The organism is Nocardioides sp. NPDC054178, from assembly GCF_055585005.1.
Genome location: NZ_JBVJKY010000001.1, coordinates 413,183 through 428,070 on the forward strand (window position 1 = coordinate 413,183; position 14,888 = coordinate 428,070).

Annotated in this window: 11 protein-coding genes; 9 read left to right on the top strand and 2 right to left on the bottom strand. The window is 70.2% G+C overall.

Annotated elements, in window-relative coordinates; all coding sequences use genetic code 11:
• Nucleotides 1–60 precede the first annotated feature (60 nt).
• On the bottom strand, nt 61–1,209 hold the full coding sequence (locus tag ACZ6WN_RS02005; RefSeq protein ID WP_465862362.1) for an acyl-CoA dehydrogenase family protein: 1,149 nt from the start codon (nt 1,207–1,209) through the stop codon (nt 61–63).
• Nucleotides 1,210–1,329: 120 nt separating this feature from the next.
• Here ACZ6WN_RS02005 and ACZ6WN_RS02010 point away from each other — a divergent pair, with 120 nt between their 5' ends.
• The 5 genes from ACZ6WN_RS02010 to ACZ6WN_RS02030 all read left to right on the top strand — a co-directional run bounded on the left by ACZ6WN_RS02010 (nt 1,330) and on the right by ACZ6WN_RS02030 (nt 7,644).
• Entirely contained in the window at nt 1,330–1,923 is a 594-nt protein-coding gene (locus ACZ6WN_RS02010; protein WP_465862364.1) for a MerR family transcriptional regulator, read from the top strand.
• Nucleotides 1,924–1,976: 53 nt separating this feature from the next.
• Nucleotides 1,977–3,188: an acetyl-CoA C-acetyltransferase gene (locus tag ACZ6WN_RS02015; protein ID WP_091043431.1), complete on the top strand. Its 1,212-nt coding sequence runs from the start codon at nt 1,977–1,979 to the stop codon at nt 3,186–3,188.
• Between the two features lie 135 nt (nt 3,189–3,323).
• Nucleotides 3,324–5,489, top strand: coding sequence for a 3-hydroxyacyl-CoA dehydrogenase NAD-binding domain-containing protein (locus tag ACZ6WN_RS02020; protein ID WP_465862366.1), 2,166 nt, complete (start codon nt 3,324–3,326; stop codon nt 5,487–5,489).
• Nucleotides 5,490–5,626: 137 nt separating this feature from the next.
• Nucleotides 5,627–7,054 carry a DUF4232 domain-containing protein gene (locus tag ACZ6WN_RS02025; protein WP_465863507.1) on the top strand — a complete coding sequence of 476 codons (1,428 nt, stop codon included), beginning with the start codon at nt 5,627–5,629 and terminating at the stop codon, nt 7,052–7,054.
• Between the two features lie 71 nt (nt 7,055–7,125).
• Entirely contained in the window at nt 7,126–7,644 is a 519-nt protein-coding gene (locus tag ACZ6WN_RS02030) for an SPFH domain-containing protein (protein ID WP_465862367.1), read from the top strand.
• 34 nt (nt 7,645–7,678) lie between these two features.
• Here the strand turns inward: ACZ6WN_RS02030 and ACZ6WN_RS02035 are convergent, their stop codons facing one another.
• Complete coding sequence (locus tag ACZ6WN_RS02035; protein ID WP_465862368.1) at nt 7,679–10,501, bottom strand: M4 family metallopeptidase; 2,823 nt, start codon at nt 10,499–10,501, stop codon at nt 7,679–7,681.
• A gap of 194 nt (nt 10,502–10,695) precedes the next feature.
• On the opposite strand from ACZ6WN_RS02035, the gene ACZ6WN_RS02040 reads away from it, so the two are divergent.
• The 4 genes from ACZ6WN_RS02040 to ACZ6WN_RS02055 are packed head-to-tail and all read left to right on the top strand — an operon-like array spanning nt 10,696 to nt 14,774.
• Entirely contained in the window at nt 10,696–11,241 is a 546-nt protein-coding gene (locus tag ACZ6WN_RS02040; protein ID WP_465862369.1) for a PadR family transcriptional regulator, read from the top strand.
• Nucleotides 11,238–11,387 (top strand): hypothetical protein, encoded by a 150-nt coding sequence (locus ACZ6WN_RS02045; RefSeq protein WP_357337057.1) that lies wholly within the window; start codon nt 11,238–11,240, stop codon nt 11,385–11,387. The genes ACZ6WN_RS02040 and ACZ6WN_RS02045 overlap by 4 nt, the downstream gene beginning before the upstream one ends.
• A complete protein-coding gene (locus tag ACZ6WN_RS02050; RefSeq protein WP_465862371.1) occupies nt 11,380–12,102 on the top strand; it encodes an ABC transporter ATP-binding protein in 723 nt (240 codons plus the stop codon). The genes ACZ6WN_RS02045 and ACZ6WN_RS02050 overlap by 8 nt, the downstream gene beginning before the upstream one ends.
• Entirely contained in the window at nt 12,099–14,774 is a 2,676-nt protein-coding gene (locus ACZ6WN_RS02055) for an FtsX-like permease family protein (RefSeq protein WP_465862372.1), read from the top strand. Before ACZ6WN_RS02050 ends, ACZ6WN_RS02055 begins: the two co-directional genes overlap by 4 nt.
• The last annotated feature ends 114 nt before the right edge of the window (nt 14,775–14,888 follow it).

Consider the following 14,888-nt stretch of genomic DNA (forward strand, 5'->3'; position numbering starts at 1 on the left):
TGGTCGAGCCGCCGGAGACGCTCGCTGGCGCTCGCGGCTCGACCGACGGGGACCGCCGGGCTACAGCCCCAGGTGGCGGCTGATGATCAGCTTCTGCACCTCGGTGGTGCCGCCGTAGATCGTCTGGATGCGGCTGTCGATGAACGCCTTCGCGATCGGGTATTCCATCATGTAGCCGTAGCCGCCGTGGATCTGGACGCCCTGGTCGACGAACTTCTTCTGCAGCTCGGTGGTCCACCACTTCGCCATCGAGGCCAGGACGGTGTCGGCGGTGCCGGCGTTGAGCTGGGTGACGGCGTCGTTGAGGAACAGCCGGGCGAGGTAGGCCTCGGTGGCCATCTCGGCGAGGGTGAACGCGGTGTTCTGGAAGCGGCCGATGGGGCGGCCGAAGGCCTCGCGGTTGCGGGCGTAGTCGAGGGAGAGCTCGAGGACCTGCTCGACCGCGGCGACGGCGATCGAGGCGACCGAGATGCGCTCCTGCGGCAGCAGGGTCATCAGCGAGATGAAGCCGGAGCCCTCCTCGCCGAGCAGGTTCTCCTTGGGCACGACCACGTCGGTGAAGGAGAGCTCGGCGGTGTCCTGCGCCTTCATGCCGACCTTGTCGAGGTTGCGGCCGCGCTCGAAGCCCTCCATCCCGCGCTCGACCACGAGCAGCGAGATGCCGTGGGCACCGGCCTCGGGGTTGGTCTTGGCGACCACGATGACGAGGTCGGCGTTGATGCCGTTGGAGATGAACGTCTTCGAGCCGTTGAGGAGGTAGTGGTCCCCCTTGTCCACCGCGGTGGTGCGTACGCCCTGGAGATCCGAACCCGCGCCCGGCTCGGTCATCGCGACGGCGGTGATGATGTCGCCGGACACACAGCCCGGCAGCCAGCGCGCCTTCTGCTCGGGCGTGCCGAGGTGGGAGATGTAGGGGACGATGATGTCGGTGTGGACGAAGAAGCCGGGCCCGCTGGCGCCGATCTTCGCCATCTCCTCGTGGAGGACCGAGTTGAACCGGAAGTCCTTGATGCCGGGGCCGCCGTACTCCTCCTCGACGTCGAAGCAGAGCAGCCCGGTGTCGCCGGCCTTCTTCCACAGCTCGCGGGGGACGATGCCGTCCTTCTCCCACTGGTCATGGAAGGGCGCGACCTCCTTCTCGAAGAAGGCCTTCGCGGTGGCGCGGAAATCTTCGTGCTCGGCCTCGTAGATGGTGGGCTTCTCGGGCATGACACTCCTTGGTCGAGGTTCGATCTCATCGGGCTCACGACTGTGACGCAAGACACCGACGGAGCAACTGTGACAGTAACACTGGCGAAGTAGCAACACTTTGGTCTACGGTCCCTGGCTATGACCGAGACGACCGATGAGCTGATGACGATCGACGAGCTGTCGACCGTCACCGGGGTGTCGGTGCGGACGACGCGCTACTACGCGAGCCTCGGGCTGATCCCGCCCGCGATCAGGCGCGGCCGGATCGCCTACTACGGCCCCGAGCACCGCGCCCGCCTCGACATGGTCACCGCGCTCCAGGAGCACGGGTTCACCCTGCAGGCGATCGAGCGCTATCTGGCCAGGCTCCCGGCCGAGACCACCCGGGAGGATCTGGCGATGCAGCGCGCCATGATCACGTCCTGGGCCACCGAGCCGACCGACGACATCCAGGCCAGGATCGGCCGTGAGCTGATCGCGCTGGGGCTGCCCCGGGACGCGCTGGCCGCGGCGTACGCAGCGACCTCACGCCTCATGGCCGACCTCGCCGCCGAGCTCAACACGATCCTTCGCGACCAGGTGATCGACCCGTTCAAGCGGACCCACCACACCGCGGAGGAGGCCGCCCACCTCGAGGAGGTGCTCCCGCGGCTGCGCCAGCTGACCACCGAGGCCATCGTGGTGAGCTTCCAGGACGCGGTGAACCGGACGATTTCCCGCAATCTGTCGTGAACCTTTGGGCAACACCCTGTTGACTGTGACAGTTTTAGTGTCACAATCGGCGCATGGCTGAAGCATTCATCTATGACCACCTGCGCACGCCGCGCGGGAAGGGTAAGAAGACCGGAGCGCTCCACGAGGTCAAGCCGATCGACCTGGTGGTCGGCCTGATCGACGAGGCGCGCAAGCGGAACCCCAACCTCGACCCCGAGCGGATCGACGACGTCGTCCTCGGTGTCGTCACCCCTGTCGGCGAGCAGGGCGGTGACATCGCCAAGACCGCCGCCATCAAGGCCGGTCTCCCCGAGACGACCGCAGGTGTGCAGCTCAACCGTTTCTGCGCCTCCGGCCTCGAGGCCGTGAACCAGGCCGCCTCCCGCGTACGCGGCGGGTTCGAGGACCTCATCCTCGCCGGTGGCGTCGAGTCGATGAGCAAGGCGCCGATGGGCAGCGACGGCGGCGCCTGGGCGCAGGACCCCGACACCGCGCTCAAGACCGGCTTCGTCCCGCAGGGCATCGGCGCCGACCTGATCGCGACGCTCGAGGGCTTCAGCCGCGCGGACGTCGACCGCTACGCCGCGCAGTCCCACGCGCGCGCGGCCGCCGCCTGGGAGAACGGCTACTTCAAGGACGCCGTGATCCCGGTCGTCGACCAGACCGGTCTGACCGTGCTCGACCACGACGAGCTGATCCGCCCCGGCACCACCGCCGAGACGCTGGCCGGCCTCAAGCCGTCCTTCCTCCAGCAGGGCCAGGAGGCCGGCTTCGACGACGTCGCGCTGGCCAAGTACCACTGGGTCGAGAAGATCGACCACGTCCACCACGCCGGAAACTCCTCCGGCATCGTCGACGGCTCGGCGCTGATGCTGATCGGCTCCGAGGAGGCCGGCAAGGCCAACGGGCTCACCCCGCGTGCCCGGATCATCTCGGCCGCCGTCTCCGGCGCCGACCCGACGATCATGCTCACCGGCCCCGCCCCGGCCTCGCGCAAGGCGCTGGCCAAGGCCGGTCTCACCGTCGACGACATCGATCTGTTCGAGATCAACGAGGCGTTCGCCGCGGTCGCGATGCGGTTCATGAAGGACATGGGCATCGACGAGTCGGTCACCAACGTCAACGGCGGCGCGATCGCCATGGGTCACCCGCTGGGCGCGACCGGTGCCATCATCCTCGGCACCCTGGTCGACGAGCTCGAGCGTCAGGGCAAGCAGCGCGGTCTCGCCACGCTGTGCGTCGGTGGCGGCATGGGTATCGCGACGATCGTCGAGCTGGTCTGAGCCGGGTGGATGTTCGGCTAGGTATGCAGCCGAACATCCACATCCCTGGCGGAGTTCCACGTGGGAAGTGACGACTTCCCTGCATACCTAGACGAACATCCCGGCCCGAGCCGGCCCAGACGTTAGGAAGCACAGATGAGCGAGACCGCGGTCCGCTACGACAAGGACGCCGACGGCATCGTCGTCCTCACCCTGGACGACCCGAACCAGTCGGCCAACACCATGAACGAGCTGTACAAGACCTCGATGGCGGAGGCCGTCGAGAAGCTGTACGCCGAGGGAGACGACGTCACCGGCGTCGTGATCGCCTCCGCGAAGAAGACCTTCTTCGCCGGTGGCGATCTCAAGAACATGATCCAGGTGCGGCCGGAGAACGCCGCCCAGGTCTTCGAGGAGGTCGAGTCGATCAAGGCGACCCTCCGCAAGCTGGAGACCTTCCCCAAGCCGGTCGTCGCGGCGATCAACGGCGCCGCGCTCGGTGGCGGACTGGAGATCGCGCTGGCCGCGCAGCACCGCATCGCCCTGGACGCCCGCTACGACATCGGCCTGCCCGAGGTCTCCCTCGGCCTGCTCCCGGGCGGCGGTGGCGTCACCCGCGTCGTACGCCTCCTCGGCATCATGACCGGGCTGATGGACGTCCTGGGTCAGGGCACGAAGTTCAAGCCCGCCGCCGCCCTCGAGAAGGGTCTGATCCACGAGCTGGTCTCCTCCCCCGATGAGCTCGTGCCCGCCGCGAAGGCGTGGATCAAGGCCAACCCCGACGAGATCGCGCAGCCGTGGGACAAGCCCGGCTACAAGATGCCCGGTGGCAAGCCGACCTCGCCGGCGCTCGCCGGCTTCCTGCCCGCGTTCCCGCCGATCCTGCGCAAGCAGCTCAAGCAGTCCGACATGCGTGCGCCGAAGGCGATCCTGTCGGCCGCGGTCGAGGGCGCGATGGTCGACTTCGAGACCGCCACCCGGATCGAGTCGCGCTACTTCGTCTCGCTGGTCACCGGCCAGCAGTCGAAGAACATGATCCAGGCGTTCTTCTTCGACCTCGGTGCCATCGGCGCCGGCACGCTGCGCCCCGACGGCGTCGAGAAGTTCAAGGCCACCAAGGTGGGTGTGCTCGGTGCCGGGATGATGGGTGCGGGCATCGCGTACTCCTTCGCCCGGGCCGGTGCCGAGGTCGTTCTCAAGGACGTCGCCATCGAGTCGGCGGAGAAGGGGAAGGCGTACACCGCCAAGCTCAACGAGAAGGCGGTCTCGCGTGGCAAGCTGACCCAGGAGAAGGCCGACGAGATCCTCAACCGGATCACCGCGACGGTCGCGCCGGAGGACTTCGCCGGCGTCGACGTGGTCGTCGAGGCGGTCTTCGAGGACGTCGCGCTGAAGCAGAAGGTCTTCAGCGAGATCGCCCCGTTCGTCAACGAGGACGCGGTGCTCTGCTCCAACACCTCGACCCTGCCGATCACCGAGCTCGCCAAGGGGATCGACCGCCCGGCCGACTTCATCGGCCTGCACTTCTTCTCGCCCGTCGACAAGATGCCGCTGGTCGAGATCATCCGCGGCGCCGAGACCAACGATGTCGCGCTGGCCAAGGCGTACGACGTGGTCCAGCAGATCAAGAAGACCCCGATCGTGGTCAACGACAGCCGCGGCTTCTACACCTCGCGCGTCATCGGCACCCAGATCCAGGAGGGTCTGGAGCTGCTCGCCGAGGGCTTCGCGCCCTACTCGCTCGAGCGCGCCGCGACCCAGGCCGGCTTCCCGGTCGGGCCGCTGCAGATCGCCGACGAGCTCAACCACGAGCTCATGGTCAAGATCGCTCGTACGACCCGGGAGGCTGCCGGCATCGAGGAGCTGACCACCACGGAGAAGGTGCTCAACCCGCTCATCGAGGCGGGTCGCTCCGGCAAGCTCAAGGGCGCCGGCTTCTACGACTACACCGACGGCAAGCGAGGCTCGATCTGGGCCGACCTCGGCAGCGTGTTCCCGGTGGCCGAGAAGCAGATCCCGATCCGGGACGCCGAGGAGCGGATGCTCTTCATCGAGGCCCTGGAGACGGCGAAGTGCTTCGAGGAGGGCGTCATCACCTCCGCCGCGCACACCAACATCGGCTCCATCTTCGGCATCGGCTTCCCGCCGCAGACCGGTGGTGCGGCCCAGTTCATCACCGGCTACGAGGCCGCCGACGGCTCGATCGGCATCGACGCCTTCCTGGCCCGGGCCGACGAGCTCGCCGAGACGTACGGTGAGCGGTTCCGCCCGACGCAGTACCTCCGCGACCTCGCGGCGAAGGGTGAAGGCTTCCCGGCCTGACCTGTCTCCACAGCGATGTGGTGAACCGGCACGGATCCTGTGAAGGAACCGTGCCGGTTCTCTATTTGCGGGGCTGTCCGACCCTGTCCTGTGCGAGCGTGTGCCTTCCGAAGCTCTCGAGGAGGACGTACGTGGCGATGCCGGGCAGCACGCGGAGGCGCGAGCTCTGGGTGGGGATCGTGGTCGTCGGGCTCGTCCTGCTGGTCGTGATCGGGAGCGCGGTCGCGATGCTCTGGGCCCGTCCCGTCGTGTCAGCGGCCGGGACGCGGACGCCGGAGTCGCTGTCGAAGCTCCTCGATCTCTCCGACGAGTGGCGGTCCGTCCCCGGCGTACGCGAGGTGCTGGCCGTCGACGAGTCCAGGCGCATCCCAGGAGAGGACTTCGGGGAGGCCGACCGCGTGGAGCACTCGGTCAGCGTCGAGGTGACCCTGGAGGAGGATCTGTCCGGGGCCGAGGCGGCCGCGGCGAGCCAGGAAGTGCTCCGGCTGGTGCGCCCCGAGATGACCCGTCTTGCGCCCGAGGCGGAGGCGGACCGGGCCAGGGTCTCGTTCTCGCTGGGCCAGATCAGGGTCACGGTGGGCGAGCGTGGTCTGGACCGCGGTGACGGCATCGGTGATGCGATCGCTGATGCCGTCGCGCTGCGCGAGGCAGGGGCGACGTGGGTGTCGTCGACTGTCGCCGACCAGCAGACGGGCCGTCCTGCCAGGGCCGACGTCGAGGCGCCGCAGGACCGGCTGGTCGGGCTCGCCACGGTGGCTCGCGAGCGGCAGCGGCCGGTGGATCTCCACGGCGGCAAGGCGTGGTACCGGTCGAACGAGGTGCCCGACCCGGCGGCGGTGGGGCTCGTGGTGGCTGCCGCCGAGCGGCCGTCGGTGACCTCGGCGCAGCTGGCCGCTCCGTACGAACCGCTGATCGTCCTGGTCGAGGCCGCTGAGGGCGATCGCCTGATCGACGACGTCAGCCGGTGGCTCACCGGCTATCACGGCTTTCCCGTGCGGTCGGGGCAGCCGCTGGCGTACGCGGTCGAAGGGACGCGCGGCGGCAAGGTCGAGGGCTGGGTCGGCGGAAAGACCCCGGGGCCGACGACGATGCCACCGTTCGGCGATGCCGCGCCCTGGCCCGCCGACCCGGGAGCGCCGCCCTGTCGACCATCGGACCTCGAGGTCACCTTCGGTGGCCAGGATGCGGCGCTGGGATCGCGGCAGGCGTGGCTCCGGGCCCGCATCCTCGGCCGTCACGCCTGCGCGATCGAGGGCGTGCCCGTCGTCGAGTTCCTGAATGCTGCCGGTGCTCGGCAGACCGAGGTGACGGTCAAGCCCTACGAACCGTCGATGGTGCCCGAGCGCGTCGTCGTCCCTCCAGGACGGTCGGTGATGGCGGTGATCGACTGGCAGGCGATGTCCACCGCGAATGACCCGGACGTCACGACCGAGCTGCTCGTGACCGCGCTGCCCGGCAGCACGCCGATGACGCTCGGTGTCGCGGTGACCGACGGGCGGCGCGATCTCGACATCCTCGACGGGGCCGAGGTCAGGATCAGCCCGTGGGCGCAGGCCGCTGACTGACGTACGCAACCGGGACGAATGGGTGGCAGCGCCCATTCGAATTGGTGCCTGGGCCGAGAAGACTCGAAGCCATGGGGGAGATGGCGACGGTTCTGGTGATCGCGGCGATCGCGGTCGTCCTCGTGGCGGCCTCGTTGGTACGTCGGGCGCCCCGTGGTGAGTGCCTGGTGGTGACCAGGCACCGGCGGATCGTCCGGATCGCGTCCGACTCGATGACGCTGGCGGTCCCGGGCTTCCACGAGGTGCTCGAGTGGCCGACCGGGCAGATCGAGATCGCGGTCGTGGTCCGGACCCGGACCGGCGACGCCCAGGACGTACGCGTCCTCGTGACCTTCTCCGTCGACGTCGACCCGCCACGGGTCGGCGCCGCCTACATCGACCCGCGTGCGGTCCTGCACACGGCGCTGGAGCGACGGGTCGCCGAGGCGGTCCGAGCCCGTCCGGCATGGCGGCTGACCGGGCCCGACGGCCTCGAGGCCGCCATCGGGGGCATCCGGATCGACGGTCTCGCCGCTGGTGTCGTCACCGACGTGGTCATCGACGAGGTCGACCTGCTGCTGCATCCCGGCCGACCCGACGGTGACGGCTGAGCGCCACCGCCGGGTCAGGTCGGGTTGGGTCGGGTCAGCGGATGGTGCTGGTCGCCGCCGACGTCGCCGTCTTGGTGTGGTAGCCGGTCTTGCGGCCGGTCACCCGGACACGGATGCGGTCACCGCGGTCGACGGACCGAAGCCGGTACGACTTCCCGGTGGCCCCCGAGATCGCGACGCCGTTGCGCAGCCACTGGTAGGAGAACGTGATCCCCGACGGCTTCCAGCTGCCTGGATAGGCGGTGAGCAGGTAGCCGACCCTGCGGGTGCCGCCGATGGTCGGCGTGGCCGCGGTGAGATAGCCGGCCGCGATCTTCGCGGTCGCGGCGCTCGCCCGGACCCCTGGGTTGGCGGCGGGCCAGGACGAGGCGTACGCCGTCACCCGGACCCGGATCTCCTTGGTGTAGTCGGCCCCGGTGAGCTTGTACGTCGACGCCGTGGCGCCCGAGATGGCGGCGCCGTTGCGCAGCCACTGGTACTTCACCGTCGTGGCGGTCGGGCTCCAGGAGCCCTTCGTCGCGGTCAGGGTGTAGCCGACCCGCGCGGTGCCGCTGATCGTGGGCGGCGCGGTGCTGGCGACGGTCAGCGGGTTGCAGGTGTAGAGCTCGAGCTCGTCGATGAACCAGCCGACGAAGGAACCTTCGTTGTCGCCACGGACGAGCCACTGGAACTGGACCGTCTTCCCAGCGAACGCGGACAGGTCGACGCGGGAGCTCATCCAGCCGTTGGAGTCGCCACCGAAGCCGGTCAGCGGCTTGGTGGGGCTGTTGAGGAGCAGCTTCTGCTTGGGCCCGTTCACCCAGGCCGAGGCCGGGATCGCGGTGGCGACGCCGTTGACCAGCAGACGGGCCTCGCCCCCGTCGTAGTACTCCGGCGCCGGGTACGCGGGGTCGCTGCCGGTGTACCACTCGAAGAGATACCAGTGGCTGAACCGCAGATAGGTCCGCTTGCCTGTCGGCACCTTGACGCCAGCCGTCGTCAGGCCGCTGACGGTCGGGTCGCCATAGGCCTTGGGATCGGGGTTCATGCCGAACTCCGAGCCGTTGCCGTCGCGGTCGTTGGCGGGGATGCCCTGCGCGGCGTCGGGCGCCTGGTGCCACAGGCCGCCGCGGGTGCGCGACGGGGTGGTCATCGCGGCCTTCCCGGTGCTGCCCGCGGGGCAGGTGTTCGGCGCCTCCGCGGGCCGGGTCGCGCCCGCCTTGGTGGGCGACTTGGCCAGCTCGGTCGCGTCGGTGGCGAGGGTGACCTGGGTGCAGTCGTCAGCGGTGAAGCCGGCGGTGCCGGCGGCCACCAGCGCGGAGCAGCCGCTGGACAGCGTACGGCGCAGGTCGGCGTACTGGCTTCCGGAGACGAGGTGCTGGATCGTGTAGAGGTAGAGCGTCGCGGTCTTCTGCAGGGTCGGGTCACCGGCGTCGATGCCGGTGATCGAGCGGCCGTTGAAGGTGCCGCCCTGGGAGATGAGGTACGCCGTCTTGTTCCCGACGCCGCTGTTGGTGTGCACCCCGCCGCCGTCGGCGTAGTAGGTGAGGTCGTCGGCGTCCCACAGCGAGCTGGTCATCCGGTCGGGCTGGTCGTGCGTCGTCGGGTCGGCGAGATCGCGGATCGCGCCGAACGAGGAGTCCTCGCCGACGCGCCAGTCGGTGGGGGAGTCGCCGGGAGTCGCGTAGCGGTGGTCGACGATCTCGCCCATGATGTCGGCCATCGACTCGTTGATGGCGCCCGACTCGTACCAGTAGAAGAGGTTCGAGCTGTGCTCGATCACGCCGTGGGTCAGCTCGTGACCGACGATGTCGTCGACCACCAGGCCCTGGCCGAGGTAGATCTGCTGGCCGTTCCAGAAGGCGTTGTCCATCGGGCACGGCGGCGTGTAGCCGGGCTCCGTCGGCTCGCAGTAGCGGGTCGTCGCGGTGACCGCCTTGCCGGTGGCACCGCTGGACCAGCCGATCTCCTCGGTCAGGTCCAGCCCGAGGGAGGCGTAGAGGTCGGAGGTCGCACCGAGCAGGTCGTACGCCGTGTCGACGTCGGCGAGCCCGGAGGGCGCATCGCCCTCGCGTCGCTTGACCGTCAGGCTCGTGTCGGCGCAGCCGTTCGCCGCGGCGCGGACGTTGGCGTTGTCGCAGATCCGGCGGTTGGCATGGGCGATCTCGTTGACGTGCATGAGTACGCGGCCGCTGCCGGCGTGGGCGAGCACGGTCTCGCGGATGGTCGAGCCGTTGGTCACCGAGAACCGGAAGACGCTGGTCTCGCCGAGCTCCGGTCCGGCGACCAGGTCGTCGTCGTAGAGCCAGGCGCCCTCGTCGTTCACGGTGAGGCCGGTGGCTCCGTGGTGGGCCTTCGCGACCACCGCCTCGGCCGCCGCTTCGGCCTTCGCGCGCACGGACTCGTCCGGCGCGGTGACCTCGCCGACCGTGGCGTCGGAGAGGTTGGTGGCCGCCGAGGTGAGGCCGCGGTCCTTGTCCAGCCCGACGACGACCTCGCCGCCGAGGACCGGGAGGCCCGCGACGTACTGCTCGAACCTGGTCACCGACCCGCCGCCGACGGCCTTCTCGGTCGTCGTCTCGCGCAGGTCCGTCTTCTCGGTGCCCAGCGCCTCGGCGGCGCGGTCGAGGTGGGTCCTGGCTGCCTTGGCGGGCTTGACGGCGACGCCGAGCGGGTCGATGGCCTCGGTCTTGGAGCCGATGAAGTCGGCGGTGCCGTCGGTGGCGCGATGCACGGTCAGAGGGACGCCGGCGCGGTCCTTGTAGGTCGCGACCGGGTCGGGTTCGGCGGAGGCGGGCGGGGCCATCGGGATGACGCTGAGCCCGCTGAGGGCAAGCGCGGTCGCGGTCAGGGCGACGACGCGTCTACGAGGTGACACTTCGACTCCTTCGGGAGTGGGAGCGACCCGGAGGAGTTTCACGGGAACGCAGGACCGCCGGCCCGAACCCAGCGGGCAGAAGTCTCTCAGGTGGCCGCCGGTGCCGTCGCCCGTATTTCGGAGCGGCTTGCGATGGGATACATACTCGGTATATACATACTCAGTAAGTAACCAAGGGAGGTGATCGAGTGTCCGTGAAACACGCACTGCTGGCGCTGCTGGAGAAGCCGCGCTACGGCTACGAGCTGCGCGCCGAGTTCGAGCAGCGCACCGGCGCCAGCTGGCCGCTGAACGTCGGGCAGGTCTATACGACTCTGTCCCGGCTCGAGCGTGACGGCCTCGTCGAGGCCGGAGGGACCGACGCGGAGGGACGGTCCCTCTACCAGCTCACGGAGGCCGGGAAGGTCGAGGTGAAGGGGTGGTTCGACACCCCGGTGGAGCGTACGCAGCCGCAGCGCGACGAGCTCGCGATCAAGCTCGCGGTCGCGGTCGCGGTGCCGAGCGTGGATGTCGGCAAGGTCGTCCAGCAGCAGCGCAACGCGACGATGCAGGCGCTCCAGGGATACCGCCGCCAGTCGCGGTCCGGAGCCGGTGAGGACCTCGCCGGCGGGCTGGTCCTCGATCGCCTGATCTTCGCGGCCGAGGCCGAGATCCGCTGGCTCGACCACTGCGAGGCCCGGCTCCGCCGGGCGGCCGCGTCGAGCACCGCCCCGGACCCTGTCGACGGAGCGGACCGATGAACGCCGCCCTCGCCCACGACCTGCGCCGCCTCAGCCACGACCAGAACCGCTGGCTCGCCGACGCCCGCGAGCGGCTGAGCCGCCGTACCCACGCCACGCCCGTCAAGCCGGGCACCACTTCGACCAAGGAGTCCACCGATGAGTGAACCCGTTCTCCGGCTCACCGACGTGAGTCGCGTCCACGGCACCGGCGCCGCCGAGGTGCACGCCCTGCGTGGCGTCAGCCTCGCGGCGTACGCCGGTGAGCTGGTCGCCATCATGGGGCCGAGCGGCTCCGGGAAGTCGTCGCTGCTGACCATCGCCGGCGGCCTCGACTCACCGACCTCGGGGTCTGTGACCGTCGACGGCCAGGACCTCGACGAGGCCGGGGTCAGCGGGCGTGCCAGGCTGCGGCGTACGTCGATCGGCTATGTCTTCCAGGACTTCAACCTGATCCCGGCGCTGACCGCCGCCGAGAACGTCGCGCTGCCGTTGGAGCTCGACGGTGCCGGCCGCCGTCCGTCGCGGGACGCGGCGCGGACGGCGCTCGAGGAGGTCGGGCTCGACGGCTTCGCCGACCGGTTCCCCGACGAGATGTCCGGCGGGCAGCGGCAGCGGATCGCGATCGCCCGGGCGATCGTCGGCGATCGCCGCCTGATCCTGGCCGACGAGCCGACCGGCGCCCTCGACACCGAGACCGGCGAGGACATCCTCAAGCTGATCCGGGCGCGCTGCGACGCGGGTGCGGCCGGGGTGCTCGTCACCCACGAGCCGCGCTACGCCAGCTGGGCCGACCGGGTGATCTACGTGCGTGACGGGCTCGTCGTGGACGAGGCCGGCGAGACGCCGGGCACGGTGCTCGTGGACGAGGTGGAGGCATGAGCGGCGGCCTCGCGGGCTGGCGGCTCGCCCTCCGCCTCGGGCAACGCGAGGCCCGGCGGGCGAAGTGGCGCAGCCTGCTGGTCATCTTGATGATCGCGCTGCCGGTGGCGGGCGTGACCGCGGTCGCGGTGACGTACCGGACCTATGACGTCGACACCGTGGAAGGTCTCGACCGCCGGCTCGGCACCGAGGCCGCTGCGAGCATCGACGTCCAGGGCGCCGCTTCCGTGCGGCAGGGCATCGACCCCGAGAACGCGTCCGAATGGCTCGACGAGTCCGACGCCGACCCGCTCGACGCGGCCGGGGTCAAGGCCGTCATCGGGGACCGCCCGCTGCTCTCGGCGGTGGACCGGACCTTCGACGTACGCACCGACAAGGGGGTCACCTGGGCGAGCGGCCTGCAGACCGATCTGAACGACCCGCTCGCCGCCGGGCTGGTCCGGCTGACCGACGGCCGGCTACCGCAGAGTCCGGACGAGGTCGTGGTCAACTCCGACCTCGCGTTCCGTGGCCCGGGCCTCGGTGAGGAGCTGCTGATCCCGAACGGCGACACCGACGAGACGCGCAAGGTCGTCGGGATCGTCGAGTCCGCGAACGTACGCAACGACCCCTTCATCGCCGGTCAGGACCTGCCGGTGGACTACAGCAGCGAGCGTTCGACCTGGCTGGTCGGCGGTGGACCGGTGACCTGGTCCGACATCGAGGAGCTGAACGCGGCGGGTGCCTTCGTGCTCTCGCGCTCGGTCGTCATGGACCCGCCGGCGGCGGCGCGCGCGGCCGACAAGGAGCTTCGTCCGCCCCTGGGCGCCCCGGACGCGTCCGAGCTCGTGGTCCTCGTCCTCATCGTGGTCATGGTGATCCTCGAGGTGGTCCTGCTGGCCGGACCGGCGTTCGCGGTCGCGGCCCGGCGCCAGGCGCGCGACCTGGCCCTGATCGCGGCCTCGGGAGGCACTGCTCGACAGTCCCGGCGCGTCCTGCTCGGGATGGCGATCGTCATCGGTGCGGTCGCGGCCGTCGTCGGCGCCGTTCTCGGGATCGGGCTGGCGCGGCTGCTCCAGCCGTTGGCCCAGGATCAGGTCTCGGCCTGGTTCGGCCCGTTCGAGGTGCCGTGGCTCCAGGTCCTCGCCGTCGCCGTCATCGGCTTCGCGGCCGCGATCTGCGCGGCGATCGTGCCGGCCTGGATCGCCTCGCGGCAGAACGTCGTCGGCGTACTGTCCGGGCGGCGGTCCGAGAGCCTGCCCTCGCGGCGCTCGCCGATCATCGGTCTCGCGCTGGTGGTCGCCGGAGTCGCATCGGCGGCGTTCGGCACCCGGAACGCGCTCAGCGGGATCCCGATCGCTCTCGGCGTACTGCTCTGTGTCGCCGGGGTGCTGTTCATCCTCCCCGCCCTCGTCTCCGCCGCCGCGCGGTTCAGTGCCCGGCTGCCGTTGGTGATCCGGTTCGCGACCCGCGACGCCGACCGGCATCGCACCCGGACGGTGCCCGCTGCCGGTGCGATCGCGGTGACGGTGGTCGGTGTGGTCACGCTCGGGATCGCGTTCAGCAGCGATCAGGAGCAGAATCAGGAGAGCTATCTGCCCTCGTTCACGATCGGCGACGCCGTGGTGCATCCGCGACACGGCGCCACCGAGGGGGACGTCGACCCGGACGAGACGCGAGCGCGGTGGGAGAGCGTCGCCGCGCAGGTGGAGAAGGCCATCCCGGGCGCGAACGCGGCACTCACCGTCGGCGCGACACCCGACGACGACGGACGGTACGTCGTCGTGGAGACCGGTGATGGTGGGGCGATCCCGCTCGACACCACCATCGGCGAGTTCGGGGACCTCGTCGTCGCCGACGCCGACGGCACCCTCCCGCCAGCCGTGGCGCGGTCGCTCTCCGAGCCCGACGCCGCTGCGGCCACCGAGACCCTGCGGTCCTCCGGTGCGGTGGTGTTCACCACCGACGGCGAGCTGACCTCGTCGCAGCAGTCCGCGCGCCTGGTCATCAAGGAGTGGTCCGAGAAGGAGCAGACGGATCGCGACGCCGTCACCGTCGAGGTGCCGGCGACCTACCTCGACGTCGGTGAGCGGGCCGCGCCGGCGTACGCGGTCGTGACGCCGGCGATGATGCAGAAGCTCGGTGTCGAAGCGCAGGTCCTGGGCCTCTACGTCGAGAACGCCCGGCTCGGCGCCGATGCCGAGACGGACCTCGACGAGGCCCTGGCCGCGGGGCAGTTCCCCACGACGATCCTGATCGAGCGCGGCTACCAGGAGACGGACACCGCCGTGATCGTCTGGCTGCTCCTGGTCACCCTGGGTGCCGTGCTGATGATCGGCGGCGCGCTGACCGCGACGCACCTGGCGCTCAACGACGCCCGCCCCGACCTGGCGACCCTGTCGGCGGTCGGTGCCAGGACGCGTACGCGACGCGGGGTCGCTGCCTCGTACGCCCTGGTCGTGACGCTCCTCGGGGCGGTCCCCGGCGCGCTGATCGGGTTCGTTCCCGGGATCGCGATCAGCTATCCGATCACCACCGAGGGCTGGCCGGAACGCGACAGCGTCGCCGCGCACTACCTCGAGATCCCGTGGGAGCTCGTCGGCATCGTGGTCGTCGGGCTGCCCCTGCTGATCGCGCTCGTCGTCGCGGTCACCACCCGCGGTCGGCTGCCCATGGTGGCTCGCGTCGAATAGCGAGCCGAGGCGTCAGGTACGTCGGCCGAGGCGTCACTCCCGCGGATCGAGTTGGCATGTTGGTGCCGACTCGATCCGCGTACGTGACGTCTCGGCCGACGCGGGTGACGCCTC

Bases quoted from the DNA above. Each gene is read 5' to 3' on its own strand.
- ACZ6WN_RS02005 (WP_465862362.1), bottom strand. From the start codon at position 1,209: ATGCCCGAGAAGCCCACCATCTACGAGGCCGAGCACGAAGATTTCCGC.
- ACZ6WN_RS02010 (WP_465862364.1), top strand. From the start codon at position 1,330: ATGACCGAGACGACCGATGAGCTGATGACGATCGACGAGCTGTCGACC.
- ACZ6WN_RS02015 (WP_091043431.1), top strand. From the start codon at position 1,977: ATGGCTGAAGCATTCATCTATGACCACCTGCGCACGCCGCGCGGGAAG.
- ACZ6WN_RS02020 (WP_465862366.1), top strand. From the start codon at position 3,324: ATGAGCGAGACCGCGGTCCGCTACGACAAGGACGCCGACGGCATCGTC.
- ACZ6WN_RS02025 (WP_465863507.1), top strand. From the start codon at position 5,627: ATGCCGGGCAGCACGCGGAGGCGCGAGCTCTGGGTGGGGATCGTGGTC.
- ACZ6WN_RS02030 (WP_465862367.1), top strand. From the start codon at position 7,126: ATGGGGGAGATGGCGACGGTTCTGGTGATCGCGGCGATCGCGGTCGTC.
- ACZ6WN_RS02045 (WP_357337057.1), top strand. From the start codon at position 11,238: ATGAACGCCGCCCTCGCCCACGACCTGCGCCGCCTCAGCCACGACCAG.
- ACZ6WN_RS02050 (WP_465862371.1), top strand. From the start codon at position 11,380: ATGAGTGAACCCGTTCTCCGGCTCACCGACGTGAGTCGCGTCCACGGC.
- ACZ6WN_RS02055 (WP_465862372.1), top strand. From the start codon at position 12,099: ATGAGCGGCGGCCTCGCGGGCTGGCGGCTCGCCCTCCGCCTCGGGCAA.